This is a genomic window from Nisaea acidiphila (genome assembly GCF_024662015.1).
In the GTDB taxonomy this organism is placed as follows: Bacteria; Pseudomonadota; Alphaproteobacteria; order Thalassobaculales; family Thalassobaculaceae; genus Nisaea; species Nisaea acidiphila.
Genome location: NZ_CP102480.1, coordinates 3,634,557 through 3,651,298, shown reverse-complemented (window position 1 = coordinate 3,651,298; position 16,742 = coordinate 3,634,557). Strand labels below are relative to the sequence as shown.

Genomic DNA, 16,742 nt, shown 5'->3' with positions numbered 1-16,742 from the left:
ACATGATCCCCTGCCACAGCAAATCCGGAAAACGCATCTTCGTGATGGGCCTCGGCCTCAGCGGCCTCGCCACGGTCGAGGCGCTGGTCGAGGGCGGCGCCCATGTCACCGCCTGGGACGACCGCGCGGAACGGCGCGCGAGCGCGGGCCGGCGCGACGCCATCGTCGCTGCCCCGGAAAGCGTCGACTGGGCCGAGTTCGACTATCTCGTGCTGAGCCCCGGCATCCCACACACCCATCCCGAACCGCATCCGGCGGCCGCGGCAGCCGAGGAAGCGGGCGTCCCCATCATCGGCGATGTCGAACTTCTGCTCGCGGAATGCCCGGACGCAAATATCGTCGCAATCACCGGAACCAACGGCAAGTCGACAACTACGGCGCTGATCGGACACATCTTCGAGACAGCGGGCAAACGGTCGCAGGTCGGTGGCAATCTCGGCACGCCGGTGCTCTCCTTCGAGCCGCTCGGCGCGGACGGCACCTATATCCTCGAACTCAGTTCCTATCAGCTTGAGCTGACGCCCTCGCTCGCACCCGAGATCGCGATCCTGCTGAATATCTCTCCGGATCACCTCGATCGCCACGGCGGCCTCAAGGGCTATATCGAAGCGAAAACGCGGATCTTCGCGAAGCAGGGCGCTGAGGATACCGCCATCGTCGGAATCGACGATGCCGACGCGGCTGCGATTGCAGACAAATTGGAGACGCAGGCGCCGAAGCTGATCCGGATCTCCGGCAAGGACAACGCCGCAGCCGATCTCCGCTATTCCGGCTCCTCGCTCGTCGCCTGCGGCAATCCCGTCCTCAGCCTCGTGCCGGCCAAGACCCTTCCGGGTGACCACAACCACCAGAACGCCGCCGCTGCCTTTGCCGCCTGCCGCGCCGCCGGCGTCGACGCTGCCGTGATCGCGGAAGCCATGTTCAGCTTCCCTGGCCTCGCGCACCGTCAGGAGCTGGTGACCGAACGCGACGGAATCCGCTACGTAAACGACAGCAAAGCGACCAACGCCGACGCCTCGGAGCGTGCCCTCGGCTGCTACGAGCCGATCTATTGGATTGCCGGCGGACGGGCCAAGGAAGGCGGGATCACGCCGTTGAAGCCCTATTTCGCTCGGATCCGCCACGCGTTCCTGATCGGCGAGAGTGCGAAGAGCTTCGGCGAGACCTTGGGCAAAGCCGTCCCGCATTCCGAATGCGGCACGCTCGACAAGGCGGTCGACGCGGCGCATTCGCTCGCGAAGAAAGAGCATCTGCCCGGCGCCACGTTGCTGCTGTCCCCGGCCGCCGCCTCATTCGACCAATTCGACAGTTTCGAACAGCGCGGCGACCGTTTCCGCGATCAGGTCCTGCGCCTGACCGAGATTGACGACAGCGGGGAGGCGCGATCATGAGCACGATCGCCCGCACCGATACGAGCATTCTCGGCCGCTGGTGGTGGACCGTGGACCGCTGGACCGCCGGCGCCCTGCTGCTCATCATCCTGTTCGGCGCGCTGATGATATTCGCCGCCAGCCCGGCGGTCGCCGAACGGATCGGCCTCGACAGCTACCATTTCGTGCGCCGCCAGCTGATGCTGCTGCCGGTCGCGGCCACCATGCTCTTAGCCTGCTCGCTGCTGAGTCCGCTGCAGGTTCGCCGCGCCGCGGTGATCGGCTTCATCGGCTGCATCGGCCTGATGGTCCTGACCCTGCTCTTCGGTCCGGAAATCAAGGGAGCCAAGCGCTGGCTCAGCATCGGCGGCTTCTCGCTGCAGGCCTCCGAGTTCCTGAAACCCTGCTTCGCAGTGGTCTCCGCCTGGATGTTCGCCGAGTGGCGCAAGGAAACAGGATTCCCCGGCCAGTGGGTCGCGATGGGCCTCTACGGCCTTGTCGTCTCCCTGCTGCTGATGCAGCCGGATCTCGGGCAGACCGTCGTGGTCTCGCTGGTCTGGTTCGGCCAGTTCTTCCTCGCCGGCCTGCCGATGATGCTTGTCGGCGGCGCCCTGCTGCTTGGCGCGGGCGGTCTGGTCGCGGCCTATTTCCTGCTGCCGCACGTGAACGACCGGATCAACCGCTTCCTCGATCCCTCGGCCGGTGACAGCTATCAGGTCGAGCGCTCGCTGGAGGCCTTCCGCAATGGCGGCCTGCTCGGCACCGGTCCCGGCGAGGGTCAGGTGAAGGCCTATCTGCCGGACGCCCATGCGGACTTCGTCTTCTCGGTCACCGGGGAGGAGTTCGGTGCCATTGTCTGTCTGCTGCTGATCGCGCTCTTCGGTTTCGTCGTGCTGCGCGGCTTCGCACGCCTCTTTGCGGAACAGAGCCTCTTCGTCCTGCTTGCGGGCGCGGGCCTGCTCGCACAATTCGGCCTCCAGGCGCTGATCCATATGGCGTCGGCCCTGCAGCTCATGCCGGCGAAAGGCATGACGCTTCCCTTCATCAGCTATGGCGGCTCGTCGCTGCTCGCGCTCGCGCTCGGCATGGGCCTCATGCTGGCGCTGACCCGCAGCCGCGCCGGCCGGATGGAGGCGCTCTGATGGCCGGCAAGACCGTCATTCTCGCCGCCGGCGGTACCGGCGGGCACATCTTCCCGGCCCTCTCCCTCGGCCAGGCGCTGGTCGCGCGCGGTATCCGCGTCGCGCTCGTCACCGACGATCGCGGCGGCCGCTACGAGGGCGAGAACCCGGATATCGCGGTGCGCCGCATCCGTGCCGCCAGCCCGAGCAGGGGCGGCGCCGTCGGCAAGGTGAAGGCGATCGCCGAACTCGGCATCGGCGCGCTGCAGGCCGCCGTCCATATGAAAAGCCTCGGCGCCGGCATTGCCGTCGGGTTCGGCGGCTATCCCTCTGTTCCGACCGTGCGCGCCGCGGCTTTCCTCGGCCTCCCCGTCATATTGCACGAACAGAACGCCGTGCTCGGCCGCGCCAACCGGTTCCTCGCCGGGCACGCGACGAAAATCGCGACCTCGTTCCACGAGATGACCAACCTCTCGGAACACGAGGCCGGGAAATGTCATTTCACCGGCAATCCCGTGCGCGAGAACGTCCTTGCGCTGCGCGGCGAGCGCCGTGTCGATACGAACGGTCCGCTCAACCTGCTGGTCTTCGGCGGCAGCCAGGGCGCGACCGTGTTCTCCACAGTCGTTCCGGCCGCCATCGCCGAGTTGCCGGAAGATCTCCGCGCCCGCCTCCGCATCACGCAGCAGAGCCGGGCCGAGGATATCGAGCGGGTGAAAGGCGAATACCAGCGCCTCGGCGTCGCCGCCGATATCCGCGCCTTCTTCGACGACCTGCCGGACCGCATGGCCTCGGCCGATCTCGTCATCGCACGCTCCGGCGCATCCACTATCGCCGAGCTCACCACCCTCGGCCGCCCGGCGATCCTGGTGCCGTATCCGAGCGCGGCCGACGACCATCAAACCGCCAATGCCCGCGCCGTCGAGGCCGGCAATGCCGCCTGGATGATGCCGGAGCCGGATGAGTTCACCTCGCCGAAACTGGCGGGCGCCCTGCTCGGCCTCCTGAAGGCGCCGGACCGGCTAAACCGCGCCGCCGCCGCGGCACGCGACCTCGGCACGCCGGATGCCGCCGACCGCCTCGCCGACCTCGTGATCGCCACCGCGCCGGCCCTCGCCGTCGCCAATTCGAACCCGCAACAAGGATGCGCCGCATGAGAGAGATGCCGCTCAGCATCGGAACCATGCACTTCACCGGCATCGGCGGGATCGGTATGTCCGGCATTGCCGAGGTACTGCACAATCTCGGCTATTCCGTGCAGGGCAGCGACATCGCGGAAAATCCGAACGTGCGCCGCCTGAAGGAGCTTGGCATCAAGGTCTTCGTCGGCCAGGAGGCCGCGAATATCGAGGACGCCTCCATCGTCGTCATCTCGACCGCGATCAAGCCGGACAACCCGGAACTGCTGGCCGCGCGCGAGCGCATGCTGCCTGTCGTCCATCGCGCGGAAATGCTCGGCGAGCTGATGCGGCTGAAATGGTCCATCGCCTGTGCCGGCACCCACGGCAAGACCACGACGACCTCTCTTGTCGCCGCCATGCTGGACACCGCCGGGCTCGATCCGACGGTGATCAATGGCGGCATCATCAATGCCTACGGCACCAATGCCCGGCTCGGCTCCGGCGACTGGATGGTGGTCGAAGCGGACGAGAGCGACGGCAGCTTCAATCGCCTGCCCGCGACCATCGCCGTCGTCACCAATATCGATCCCGAGCATCTCGACTTCCATGGCGATTTCGACCGCCTTCAGGAAGCCTTCCGGGCGTTCGTCGCGAACATCCCATTCTACGGTTTCGCGACCATGTGCATCGACCACCCGACGGTGCAGAAGCTGATCCCGCGCGTCGCCGACCGTCGCATTATCACCTACGGCTTCTCGCCGCAGGCCGACATCCGCGCCGTGAACCTGGAGATCACCCCTTCCGGCGCGAAATTCGACGTGGTGATCGCCGACCGCCTGCATGACAGCGAGCGCACGCTCGAAGGTCTCGAGCTGCCGATGTACGGCAAGCACAATGTTTCGAACGCGCTCGCCGCGATCGCCATCGGCCTCGAGATGGATCTGAGCGATGAGCTGATCGCCAAGGCGCTCGCCGGTTTCAGCGGCGTGAAGCGGCGCTTCACCAAGACCGGCGAGACCGGCGGCATCACGGTGATCGACGATTACGGCCATCACCCGGTCGAGATCTCCGCCGTGCTCTCCGCCGCGCGCTCCGCCTGCCCGGAAGGACGGGTCTATGCCGTCGTGCAGCCGCACCGCTACTCCCGCCTGCACGACCTGTTTGAGGATTTCTGTGCCTGTTTCAACGACGCCGACGGCGTGATCGTCGCGGATGTCTATTCCGCCGGCGAGGAGCCAATCGAAGGTGCCGACCGTGACAGCCTCGCCTCCGGCCTCCGGGCCCGCGGCCACCGCCACGTCTACGCGCTGAACGATCCCGCCGAACTGGCCGGGATCGTCGCCGGAATCGCGGAACCGGGCGACATGGTCGTCTGCCTTGGCGCCGGCAGCATCACCAATTGGGCGCAGGCCCTGCCGACGCAGCTCAAACCGCTGGTGGGCGGCGCCAAGCGCGTTGCCGGAAAGGAGGGGCAATGACCATGGCCGCACTCCGCTCCAACGACAACATGCCCCTGATCCAGCGCCTGCCCGAGGTGCGCGGGCGGTACCAGGAGAATGTGGATCTCTCGCAGCAGACCTGGTTCCGGGTCGGCGGTCCGGCCGAAGTGGTGTTCCGCCCTGAAGATGCCGAGGACCTTGCCGCCTTCCTGCGCGGCAAACCGGCCGACGTGCCGGTGACGGTGATCGGCGTCACCTCGAACCTGCTCATCCGCGACGGCGGCATTCCGGGCGTCGTCGTACGGCTCGGCCGCGGTTTCAACCAGATCAGCTTCGGTGCAGACATGGTGACCGCCGGCGCCGCCGTGCTCGACCTCAACCTTGCCAAGGCCGCGCTTGCCGAAGGCCGGGACGGACTCGCCTTCATGTCCGGGATCCCGGGCAGCATCGGCGGCGGGCTGCGCATGAACGCCGGCGCCTACGGTCACGAATTCAAAGACGTCCTGTTCTCCGCCGAACTGGTGACCGGCGACGGAATCCTTCGCCGCGTGCCCGCTGGCACGCTCGGCATGTCCTACCGTCACACGGACGCCCCCGCGGACTGGATTTTCACCGCCGCAACCTTCCTCGCCCCGGCCGGAGACAAGGAAGAGATCGCCCGCGCCATGGAAGAGATCAAGCAGGCCCGCGAGAGCAGCCAGCCGATCCGCGAGCGCACCGGCGGCAGCACCTTCGCCAACCCGGACGGCGGCAAGGCCTGGCAGCTGATCGACGCGGCCGGCTGCCGCGGTCTGCGCGTCGGCGGTGCGATGGTCTCGGAGCAACACTGCAACTTCCTGATCAATACCGGCACCGCGACAGCGTCCGACATCGAGACTTTGGGCGAGACGGTCCGTCGCCGGGTGAAAGACGCGAGCGGAGTCGAACTCCGCTGGGAGATCCGGCGCATCGGGCTCAACAGGCAGGGAGAGAGCGCATGAGCAAGCATGTCGCGGTTCTGATGGGCGGCTGGTCCGCCGAGCGCGAGGTCTCCCTCTCCAGCGGGCATGAATGCGCCAAGGCCCTGCGCGACGCCGGTTACCGGGTGACCGAGGTTGATGTCGACCGTCAGATCCCGTTCCGCCTCGCCGAGCTGAAGCCCGATGTCTGCTTCAACGCCCTGCACGGCCGCATCGGCGAGGACGGCAATATCCAGGGTCTCCTTAACATCATGGAGATCCCCTACACCCATTCCGGCGTCGAAGCCTCCGCCATCGCGATGGACAAGCCCCGCGCCAAGGAGCTCTTCGCCCGCGCCGGCATCAAGTGCCCGGTCGGGGTCGTGCGGTCCCGAGAAGAAGCGCTGGAGCGCGAGGCGCTGAAACGCCCTTACGTCCTGAAACCCATCGACCAGGGCTCCAGCCTCGGCGTCCATATCGTGCGTCCGGGCGACAATTACCGGCCGACCGAGCAGGACTGGCCGTTCGGCGACATGGTGCTGGAAGAGAAGTTCATCGCTGGCCGCGAGCTGACCGTGGCGGTGCTCGACGGCGCCGCTCTCGCCGTCACCGAGATCACCTCCGAGCACGGCTTCTACGACTACGACGCCAAGTACGCAGACGGCGGATCGATCCACATCCTGCCGGCCGAACTGCCGAAGGCTGTCACCGAAAAAGCACTGGAAATGGCCGAGAAGGCCCATTCCGCGCTCGGTTGCCGTGGCGTCAGCCGGGCCGATCTGCGGTTCGACGATACGGCGGGCGATGTCGGGCCGGACGGCCTTTACCTGCTTGAGGTGAACACGCAACCGGGCATGACGCCGACGTCTCTCGTTCCGGAGCAGGCCGCCCTGCGCGGCATGAATTTCCCGGCGCTTTGCGCCAAGCTGGTGGAGGACGCGCGATGCGACTACTGAGCACGGCCAAGAGCAGCAAAGGCAAGAAGACTGCCGCCAAGCGGCGCCAGACCCGGCGCCCGAGGCTTTCCGCCCGCCGCATGCGGCAGGTGCTGATCGGCACCGGCTTCGCCGCGCTGACCGCGATCGTCGCCGGCACTGGTTGGCACGCGGCCCGCACCGGCGCCGTCGGCCAGCTCGCGGCCGCGATCGACGAGACCGGCGTGGCGCTCTCCAACGAGTTCGGCCTCGTCGTTTCCGACATCCTGGTCGAGGGCCGCTACCGTACCGAACGCAGCCAGCTGGTCGGCGCCATCGCCACCGACCGCGGCACAGCGATCCTCGCAGTCGATCTCGATGCGCTGAAAGCCCGCGTCGATGCCCTGCCGTGGGTGCGCACGGCGACTATCGAGCGCCGCCTGCCAGATACCCTCTTCGTCCGCCTCGAGGAGCGCACTCCGCTCGCGCTCTGGCAGCGCAGCGGTGAGCTGACCCTGATCGACGATCTCGGCGTCGAGGTTCCGGGCCAGAACCCCCGGCGCTTCGCGGACCTGCCGATCGTCATCGGCGAGGATGCCCCGGAGCGGGCGCGCTCCTTCCTCACTCTGCTCGCCCGCGAGCCGGACCTGAACCGCCGTGTGCGCGCGGTCACCTGGATCGGCGAGCGGCGCTGGACTGTCCGCCTCGATACCGGCGTCGACATCGAGCTGCCGGAACGCGCGCCGGGCAAGGCCTGGTCCCATCTCGCTCAGCTGCAGCGCGACCATCACGTGCTCGACCGCGACGTCGTCGCCATCGACCTGCGGCTGCCGAACCAGCTCGTCGTCCGCGTCGCGCCCGACATCTCCAGCCGTCTCCGCAACCCCGGGAAGGACACCTGATGCGCAAAGGTCTGGCCAAGCCGCGCACCGGCACCGTCGCGATCCTCGATATCGGGTCGACCAAGATCTGCTGCCTGATCGCGCGGCTCGGCGAGGGTGGCGTGCGGGTCGCGCCGGGCGAAGGCGCGCAGCAGCTTCCGGGTATCCGGGTGACCGGCATCGGGCACCAGGTCGCACGCGGGATCCGCAGCGGCACGGTGATCGACATGGCCGAGGCCGAGGAATGTATCCGCGCCGCTGTCCATGCGGCGGAGAAGATGGCGGACGAGACGATCCAACGGGTCTTCGTCAATCTCTCCGGCGGTTACCCCCATTCCCAGACCGTCGGCGTCGAGGTTGCCATCGGCGGCCAGGAGGTCGGCGACACCGACATGCGCCGGATCCTCAGCCAGTGGCAGAAACTTGAGGTCGAGGCCGACCGCCAGCTCATCCACTCCATCCCGGTCGGCTACTCCATCGACGGCAGCCGCGGAATTCGCGACCCGCGCGGCATGTGCGGCGACCGTCTCGGCGCCTCCATGCACATGGTCACGGCCGCCTCCAGCGCGGTGCGCAATATCGCCAGCGTGATCGAGCGCTGCCATCTCGGCGTCGAGGCCTTCGTGGTCTCGCCCTATGCCTCGGGCCTCGCCTGTCTGGTCGAGGACGAGCGCGATCTCGGCGTCACCGTGATCGATATGGGCGGCGGAACCACGACCATGGCGGTCTTTTTCGACGGCAGCGTGATCTATACCGACTGCGTGCCGGTCGGCGGCGCCCACATCACCAGCGACATCGCCCGCGGCCTCGCCACCCCGGTGCACGAGGCCGAGCGCCTTAAGACGCTCTACGGCAGCGCCATCCCGTCGAGCCTCGACGAGCGCGAGGTGATCGACGTGCCGCTGGTCGGCGAGCAGGACGACACCCATCCGAACCATGTCCCGAAATCCCTCCTGATCCGGATCATCCATCCGCGCCTGGAGGAAACCTTCGAACTTGTCCGAGGCCGCCTGGAAGCGAGCGGTTTCGACAAGGTCGCCGGCCGCCGCGTGGTGATCACGGGCGGCGCCAGCCAGATGCCGGGTCTCCGGGATCTGGCGCAGGAGATCCTGGACAAGCAGGTCCGACTGGGCCGGCCGATCCGGGTCAACGGGCTGGCGGATGTCGCCAGCGGTCCGGCCTTCGCGACGAGCGCCGGTCTGCTGGCCTATGCCGCCGATCCGGCACTCGACGCGTCCCGTCTGGGCCACGTCGCCAACAGGGAGACCGGAGGCGGCCTGTTCGGCCGCGTCGGCTCCTGGCTGAGGGAGAACTTCTGATGATCGAGACCCGGTTCCACCCTACCGCGCATGCCGGCCCGAACCCGACAGGAGCGGCCGTACAGCCGCGCCATGCCTACCCAGTGACAGAAAGTTCACCGACCCCGGCCGAAAGGCCAAAGACCCGCGTGCTTGAGGCACGCATCCCCCAGAGCACCCTCTAAACGCGAGAACAGGAGGCCACCCCCATGACCATCAACATCTCCGTCCCCAACGAAGACAACGAACTGAAGCCCCGGATCAGCGTGGTCGGCGTCGGCGGCGCCGGCGGCAACGCCGTGAACAACATGATCCGCTCGAACCTGGAAGGCGTCGAGTTCATCGTCACGAACACCGACAGCCAGGCCCTGAAACAGTCGCTCGCAGACCGCACGATCCAGCTCGGCGGCACCGTCACTCAGGGCCTCGGCGCCGGCTCCCGGCCGGATGTCGGCCGCGCCGCCGCTGAAGAAACCATCGCCGAGATCATGGACAATCTCGGCGAAAGCAACATGGTCTTTATCACCGCCGGCATGGGCGGCGGCACCGGTTCCGGCGCCGCTCCCGTGATCGCGCAGGCCGCCCGCGAGCAGGGCATCCTGACCGTCGGCGTGGTGACCAAGCCGTTCCACTTCGAAGGCCAGCATCGGATGCGGATCGCCGACCAGGCGATCGAGGAACTGACCCAGTATGTCGACACGCTGATCATCATCCCGAACCAGAACCTGTTCCGGGTGGCGAACGAGAAGACGACCTTCGCCGACGCCTTCAACATGGCCGACGACGTGCTGCATTCCGGTGTCCGCGGCGTGACCGACCTGATGATCATGCCGGGCCTCATCAATCTCGACTTCGCCGACATCCGGACGGTGATGAGCGAAATGGGCAAGGCCATGATGGGCACCGGCGAGGCCAGCGGCGAAAAACGCGCGGTCGACGCCGCCGAGGCCGCGATCAACAACCCGCTGCTCGAGGACACCACGATGAAAGGTGCCCGCGGCGTGCTGATCAACATCACCGGCGGCATGGACATGACCCTGTTCGAGGTCGACGAAGCCGCCAACCGCATCCGCGAGGAAGTCGATCCGGAAGCCAATATCATCTTCGGCTCGACCTTCGACGAGAAGATGGAAGGCACCATGCGGGTCTCCGTGGTCGCCACCGGCATCGCCGCCGAGGGCATGGCTGCCAAGCGCCCGCCGCTGACCGTGGTTCCGACCAAGGCGAAGGCCGCTCCGATGCCGAAGCCGTCTGCCGACCCGGCCCCTGCTCCGGCCGCGGCGGTCGCCTCCGCCACTCCCGCTCCGAGCGCGCCGGCAGGCGACATTCCGGCGATCTCCGCCACGACCGAGACCGTCCATGTTGCCGGAAACACCCTCGTGATCGGCGAGATGGAGCTCGACGAGGCGGCTCTGGAAGCCCAGACAAAGGCCGACGCGGCAAAGAGCACGATCGAGGCGGAGGAGCAGGCGGCGGCCGAACCGAAAGCCGGCGACAGCTTCATCGCACCGCCGCCGGCGGTTCCGGAAACCAAGGCCAGCAGCGAGCCGGATCCGTTCCAGGCCGCCGCGATGGCCAATGCCGGAGGCCGCGAAGACAGTGCCGACAAGGCTCCGAGCCTGTTCACCCGGATGACCGGCATCGGCAGCAAGAAGGCTCCGGAACCGGCTCAGGACGACCGCCCGCAGCGCTTTGTGGACGTCAATGCCTCCGAGCCGAAACAGGCCCGGCTCGGCGTTCTCGACCAGTCGGAAAGGGTCGCGCCGTCCCGTCAGGACGACGACCTTCTGGACATCCCGGCCTTCCTTCGCCGGCAGGCTAACTAACCTGGATTTTACGCCGTTAAATCAGACATTTACGGCGTAACATTCAGACACAAAGAGTGATTTGAGGGCCCCAGGGGATATTGATACATCTTCTGGGGCCTTAATTATTTAGCGCAACTCCGTTTTGAATTTGCCCGCAAAACACGAGCATTTCCGGGGTAGCAAGCAGGAGCATCGTACGTGATTTCGCAACAGACCTTGAAGACGAGCATTTCATGCACGGGCGTCGGGTTGCACGGCGGTGTGGACTGCGTGATGACCCTGCACCCGGCCGGGTCCGATCACGGCATCGTCTTCAAGCGTACCGACATTTCCGACAAGAACCCGCTCGTCCCGGCGCGCTGGGACATGGTCCATGATGCGACCATGTGCACCCGGCTGCAGAACGGCGACGGCGTCTCTGTTTCCACGGTCGAGCACCTGATGGCGGCGCTCGCCGGCTGCCGCATCGACAACGCCCTGATCGAAATCGACGGCCCGGAAGTCCCGATCATGGACGGCTCATCCGAGCCTTTCGTGCTTCTAATCGAATGCGCCGGCGTGGCGAAGCTCGACGCTCCCCGCAAGGCGATCCGCGTGCTGAAGCCTGTCACGGCCGCCGACGACCGGCGGCGGATCGAACTGACTCCGGACGATCACTTCTCGGTTAACTTCGAGATCGAGTTCGACAGCCCGGCGATCACCGAGAAGCAACTCGACGTGAAGCTGGTCAACGGCACCTTCAACGAGAAGATCAGCGGCGCGCGGACCTTCGGTTTCATGCAGGATATCGACCGGCTGCGCGCGGCAGGTCTCGGCCGCGGCGGCAATCTTGACAATGTCGTGATCGTCGACGGCGACAAGATCCTCAACGAGGGCGGCCTGCGCTTTCAGGATGAGTTCGTACGCCACAAGATCCTTGATTGCGTTGGCGACCTCTATCTCGCCGGAGCGCCGATTCTCGGCCGCGTCGATGCCTCGAAATCCGGGCACCTGTTCAACAACAAGCTGCTCCGGGCCCTGTTCGCAGACGAAAGCGCCTGGGAACTGGTTGAGATGACGCCGGAGATGGCGGCGGCCGACCACGACCATCCGCTGCTTGCCGCGACGGCTTAATTCCTCTATCCGATCAGTCTGGACGGAGCGTTTCCGCGGACCGTTGTCCGCCGAAGGCAAGCCTCTTGGCTCGAACGCTCCGGGACCGTATTTTCTAAGGGCACATGTCCGGGGAAATCCGATGAAGTTCGCGTTTGGAGGTCTGGGCCCGCTGCGGGCGAAAAGCCTCGCATTGGTGGCCGGCGCTCTCGCCCTTACGGCCTGCAGCTCGGACGAGCCGAAGCTCGAATATGTCGAGCGGCCCGTCGAAGAGCTTTATAACGAGGCTGTCGATACCGCGCTTGAGGGCGACTACAAGAAGGCCGCCCCTCTGTTCGACGAAGTCGAACGGCAACACCCCTATTCAGTCTGGGCCACTCAGGCGCAGCTGATGGCGGCCTACTCGCAATACCAGAGCAATAAGTATGACGAGGCCATCGGCGCGCTCGACCGATTCATCCAGCTCAACCCGAGCAACGCGAATGTCGATTATGCCTATTACCTGAAGGGCCTCTGCTACTACGAGCAGATCGTCGATGTCGGCCGTGACCAGAAGCTGACCCGGAACGCGATGGAAACACTGCAGGAACTCGTGCAGCGTTTCCCGGGGAGCAAATATTCCCGCGACGCTTTGCTCAAGATCGACCTGACCCGGAACCACCTTGCCGGCAAGGAAATGGAGATCGGCCGTTTCTATCTGCGCCAGGGCCAGTATCTCGCGGCGATAAACCGCTTCAAGCGCGTGGTGGAGAATTACGACACCACCGATCAGGTGCCAGAAGCCCTGCACCGGCTGACGGAGGCCTACGCGGCGCTCGGGCTGCACGAGCAGGCGGAACGGACCGCGGCCGTGCTCGGACACAACTATCCGGGCAGCGAGTGGTATCAGGACAGCTACGCCCTGATGACCACCGGCGCCAATCGCGGGACCGGCAGCGGCGAAGGACTTCTCGGCCTCGGGCTCTGGGTTTTCTGACATAACATGCTGACCGGCCTTACGATCCGCGATGTGGTGCTGATCGACAGGCTCGATCTCGCCTTCGGACCGGGCCTCGCCGTGCTGACCGGCGAGACCGGAGCCGGCAAGTCGATCCTGCTCGACGCGCTCGGACTGGCGCTCGGCGCGCGCGCGGATAGCGGACTGGTGCGCAACGGCGCGAAACAGGCCGTCGTCACCGCCAGCTTCGAGGTTCCGGACGGACATGGATCGCAGGATATTCTTGAGGAGATGGGGATCGACGCGGACGGTCCGGTAATCCTCCGCCGGATTCTGACGGCGGACGGCCGCAGCCGCGCCTTCGCCAACGACGAGCCGGTGAATGTCGCCACCCTGAAGCGGCTCGGTGAGACCCTCGTTGAGATCCAGGGCCAGTTCGACCAGCGTGGCCTGATGGATCCGGCAACGCACCGGGAGACCCTGGACCAGTTCGGCGGCCATGGCGCGCTGCTGGAGAAGGTCGGACGAACCCACGCCTCCTGGAGCGCAGCCCGGGCCGCCCATCGCAAGGCTCGGGAAGAGCTGGAACGGGCGCGCGCGGACGAGGAGCTGCTGCGCCACAATGTCGAGGAACTGGATGCCGCCGCCCCGGAAGAGGGTGAGGAAACCCGCCTCGCCTCGGACCGCACCCTGCTCGCCAATGCGGCCCAGATCCTGGAGGCGATGAACGGCGCCGCCGGTGCGCTTGAAGCCGAAGACGGAGCGGAGCAGGCCGTCGCTACCGCGCAGCGCATCCTCGAACGGGTACGGGACCGAGCCGGCGATCGGCTGGACAGCGTGATCGACGGTCTCGATCGCGCCGCCGCCGAAATCCAGGAAGCCCAGCATGCATTGAGCCAGATCGCGTCCGACGTCGAGGCGGACAGCGGCCGGCTGGAAGAGGTCGACGACCGGCTCCACCTGCTTCGCGCGCTGGCCCGCAAGCACGATATCGAGGCGGACCGCCTGCCGGAACTACACAGGGCGCTCTCCGCCCGGCTCGCCGCTCTGGACGATGCCGGCGGCGGACTTGCGGATCTCGCCCACGTGGAAGAAAGCTCCCGCGCCGACTATATCGAGGCCGGCAAGGCGCTGACCGAGGCGCGCTGCATCGCGGCGGCGAAGCTCGACAAGGCCCTGACGGACGAGCTGGTTCCCCTCAAACTCGACAAGGCCCAGGTGAAGACCCGGCTTGAGCCGCTGGACGAGAATGATTGGGGCGCCGCCGGGATGGAGCGGGTCAGCTTCCAGGTCTCCACCAATCCCGGCGCACCGTTCGGCCCGCTGGCGCGGATCGCGTCGGGCGGCGAACTCTCCCGCTTTCTGCTGGCCCTCAAGGTTGTCCTGTCCGAAGCCAATCCGGTCTCCACCCTCGTGTTCGACGAGGTGGACAGCGGGGTCGGCGGGGCGGTCGCGGCGGCAGTGGGCGAACGGCTCGCAAGACTCGGTTCGGACACGCAGGTCCTGGTCGTCACCCATTCGCCGCAGGTCGCGGCACGCGGGCTCCGGCACTGGCATGTCGCCAAGCAGGCGGACGGCGAACTGGTCAAGACCGCGGTCTCGCAGCTCGAACAGGGCGAGCGCCGCGAGGAACTCGCCCGCATGCTGTCCGGCGCCACCGTGACCGACGAGGCCCGCGCCGCGGCCGACAGCCTTCTCAACCCAGCCTGAGGACGAGCCCCATGGCAGCGCCGGCAGACGTCAAACCGGTCGATACCCTTACCCGCGCCGAGGCGGATTTCGAGCTGCGCTGGCTGGCGGCCCAGATCGCCAAGCACGACAAGCTCTACCACCAGAACGACGCGCCGGAGATCAGCGACGCGGATTACGACGCGATGCGCCGCCGGAACGACGAGATCGAGGCGCTTTTCCCGGACCTGATCCGCGCCGACAGCCCGACCCACCGGGTCGGCGCCGCCCCGGCGGCGGGCTTTGCCAAGGTCCGTCACAGCAAACCGATGCTCTCGCTCTCCAACGCCTTCTCGGAAGAGGATGTGCGCGACTTCGTCGGCCGAATCCGGCGCTTTCTCAGCCTCGGGGAGAATGAACCGGTCGCACTGGTCGCCGAACCGAAGATCGACGGGCTCTCCGCTTCGCTGCGCTACGAGAACGGTAGGTTCGTGCAGGGTGCGACCCGCGGCGACGGGACGGAGGGCGAGGACATCACCCGTAACCTGCAGACCATCGGCGATATTCCGGACACGCTGCCGGACGGTGTGCCGGCCGTCTTCGAGGTGCGCGGCGAGGTCTTCATGAGCAAGGCAGATTTCGCCGCCCTCAATGCGCGGCAGGAGGAAGCGGGCAAGAAGATCTTCGCCAATCCGCGCAACGCGGCGGCGGGCTCGCTACGCCAGCTCGACCCCACGATCACCGCCAGCCGGCCCCTGCATTTCTTCGCCTATTCCTGGGGCGAGGTTTCCGAGATGCCGGCGGATACCCAGTCCGGGTTTCTCGATAAGCTCTCGTCCTGGGGTTTTGTCATCAACCCGATGACCAAGCATTGCGACGGCGCCGACACCGCGCTCGCGGCCTATGAGGAGGTCGGCCATGCCCGCCCGACCCTCGAATACGATATCGACGGCGTCGTCTACAAGGTCGACCGGCTGGACTGGCAGGAGAGGCTCGGCATGGTCAGCCGGGCGCCGCGATGGGCCATCGCACACAAATTCCCGGCCGAGCAGGCAGAGACCGTCCTCGAGAAGATCGAGATCCAGGTCGGCCGGACCGGCGCCCTCACCCCGGTCGCGCGGCTGACCCCGATCACGGTCGGCGGCGTCGTGGTCTCCAACGCCACCCTGCATAACGAGGACGAGATCCGCCGCAAGGACGTGCGCGCCGGCGACACGGTCGTCATCCAGCGCGCCGGCGACGTCATCCCGCAGGTCGTGCGGGTGATCGAGGAACGCCGCCCGGACGGCACCGAGCCCTATATCTTCCCGGACCATTGTCCGGTCTGCGGCAGCGAGGCGGTTCGTCCCGAGGGCGAGGCCATCCGGCGCTGCACCGGCGGCCTGATCTGCGCCGCCCAGGCGGTCGAGCGGCTGAAGCATTTCGTCTCGCGCGACGCCTTCGACATCGAGGGCCTCGGCGCCAAGCAGGTCGAGGCCTTCTACGAGGACGAACTGATCCGGCAGCCGGGGGACATTTTCCGCCTCAAAGTCCACGCGGATGCCCTGATGGAGCGCGAGGGCTGGGGCGAGAAATCCGTCACCAACCTGCTCGCCGCCATCGAGGAGCGCCGCCGGATCGGGCTCGACCGCTTCATCTACGCCTTGGGCATCCGCCAGGTCGGGCAGGCAACCGCAAAATTGCTCGCTGCCAATTTCGGCACGCTCGAAGCGCTGACCGCGGCGATGCTGGAAGCCAGCGATCCGGAATCAGAGGCCTATGCAAACCTGATCAATATCGACCAGATCGGCCCCTCCGTCGCCGAGGACCTCGCCGCCTTCTTCCACGAGGACCACAACCGCGAAGTCCTGCGCGACCTCGAAAGCGAACTGGAGATCGAGAGTTTCGAGCTGCAGGTCGCCGACGACAGCCCGGTCGCGGGCAAGACCGTGGTCTTCACCGGCACCCTCACCTCTGTCAGCCGGAACGAGGCGAAGGCAAAAGCGGAATCGCTCGGCGCCAAAGTCGCGGGCTCCGTGTCCAAGAAGACAGACTATGTGATCGTCGGGGCCGACGCTGGCTCCAAGGCGCGCAAGGCCGAGGAGCTCGGAGTTGCTATCCTCACCGAAGAGGAGTGGCTGGAGCTCATCGATACGGCCTAATCTACACATCCCAA

13 protein-coding genes are annotated in these 16,742 nt (G+C 66.6%); all 13 read left to right on the top strand.

Translation table 11 applies throughout. The annotated features are described in order from the left end of the window. The first annotated feature begins 2 nt into the window (after positions 1–2). The 13 genes from murD (at position 3) to ligA (ending at position 16,728) form a co-directional block, all read left to right on the top strand. Entirely contained in the window at positions 3–1,391 is a 1,389-nt protein-coding gene (gene murD / locus NUH88_RS17010) for a UDP-N-acetylmuramoyl-L-alanine--D-glutamate ligase (protein ID WP_257767594.1), read from the top strand. Then, positions 1,388–2,512, top strand: a complete 1,125-nt coding sequence (locus NUH88_RS17005; protein WP_257767593.1) for an FtsW/RodA/SpoVE family cell cycle protein — start codon at positions 1,388–1,390, stop codon at positions 2,510–2,512. Before murD ends, NUH88_RS17005 begins: the two co-directional genes overlap by 4 nt. Next, on the top strand, positions 2,512–3,648 hold the full coding sequence (gene murG, locus NUH88_RS17000) for an undecaprenyldiphospho-muramoylpentapeptide beta-N-acetylglucosaminyltransferase (RefSeq protein ID WP_257767592.1): 1,137 nt from the start codon (positions 2,512–2,514) through the stop codon (positions 3,646–3,648). The genes NUH88_RS17005 and murG overlap by 1 nt, the downstream gene beginning before the upstream one ends. Then, entirely contained in the window at positions 3,645–5,090 is a 1,446-nt protein-coding gene (gene murC, locus NUH88_RS16995) for a UDP-N-acetylmuramate--L-alanine ligase (RefSeq protein ID WP_257767591.1), read from the top strand. Before murG ends, murC begins: the two co-directional genes overlap by 4 nt. 2 nt (positions 5,091–5,092) lie before the next feature. Further along, complete coding sequence (murB, locus tag NUH88_RS16990; protein ID WP_372743571.1) at positions 5,093–6,031, top strand: UDP-N-acetylmuramate dehydrogenase; 939 nt, start codon at positions 5,093–5,095, stop codon at positions 6,029–6,031. Then, complete coding sequence (locus tag NUH88_RS16985; protein ID WP_257767589.1) at positions 6,028–6,945, top strand: D-alanine--D-alanine ligase; 918 nt, start codon at positions 6,028–6,030, stop codon at positions 6,943–6,945. Before murB ends, NUH88_RS16985 begins: the two co-directional genes overlap by 4 nt. Then, positions 6,933–7,805 carry a cell division protein FtsQ/DivIB gene (locus tag NUH88_RS16980; protein WP_257767588.1) on the top strand — a complete coding sequence of 291 codons (873 nt, stop codon included), beginning with the start codon at positions 6,933–6,935 and terminating at the stop codon, positions 7,803–7,805. The genes NUH88_RS16985 and NUH88_RS16980 overlap by 13 nt, the downstream gene beginning before the upstream one ends. Then, the gene (gene ftsA / locus NUH88_RS16975) at positions 7,805–9,103 is read left to right on the top strand and encodes a cell division protein FtsA (protein ID WP_257767587.1); all 1,299 of its coding nucleotides are present in this window, start codon (positions 7,805–7,807) and stop codon (positions 9,101–9,103) included. Before NUH88_RS16980 ends, ftsA begins: the two co-directional genes overlap by 1 nt. A 188-nt stretch (positions 9,104–9,291) precedes the next feature. After that, positions 9,292–10,908 carry a cell division protein FtsZ gene (gene ftsZ / locus NUH88_RS16970; RefSeq protein WP_257767586.1) on the top strand — a complete coding sequence of 539 codons (1,617 nt, stop codon included), beginning with the start codon at positions 9,292–9,294 and terminating at the stop codon, positions 10,906–10,908. 180 nt (positions 10,909–11,088) lie between these two features. Then, the gene (lpxC, locus tag NUH88_RS16965) at positions 11,089–12,003 is read left to right on the top strand and encodes a UDP-3-O-acyl-N-acetylglucosamine deacetylase (RefSeq protein WP_257767585.1); all 915 of its coding nucleotides are present in this window, start codon (positions 11,089–11,091) and stop codon (positions 12,001–12,003) included. Between the two features lie 121 nt (positions 12,004–12,124). Then, positions 12,125–12,958 (top strand): outer membrane protein assembly factor BamD, encoded by an 834-nt coding sequence (locus NUH88_RS16960; protein ID WP_257767584.1) that lies wholly within the window; start codon positions 12,125–12,127, stop codon positions 12,956–12,958. 6 nt (positions 12,959–12,964) lie between these two features. Further along, the gene (recN, locus tag NUH88_RS16955) at positions 12,965–14,629 is read left to right on the top strand and encodes a DNA repair protein RecN (protein ID WP_257767583.1); all 1,665 of its coding nucleotides are present in this window, start codon (positions 12,965–12,967) and stop codon (positions 14,627–14,629) included. An 11-nt stretch (positions 14,630–14,640) separates the two neighbouring features. Further along, complete coding sequence (ligA, locus tag NUH88_RS16950; RefSeq protein ID WP_257767582.1) at positions 14,641–16,728, top strand: NAD-dependent DNA ligase LigA; 2,088 nt, start codon at positions 14,641–14,643, stop codon at positions 16,726–16,728. Positions 16,729–16,742 lie beyond the last annotated feature (14 nt).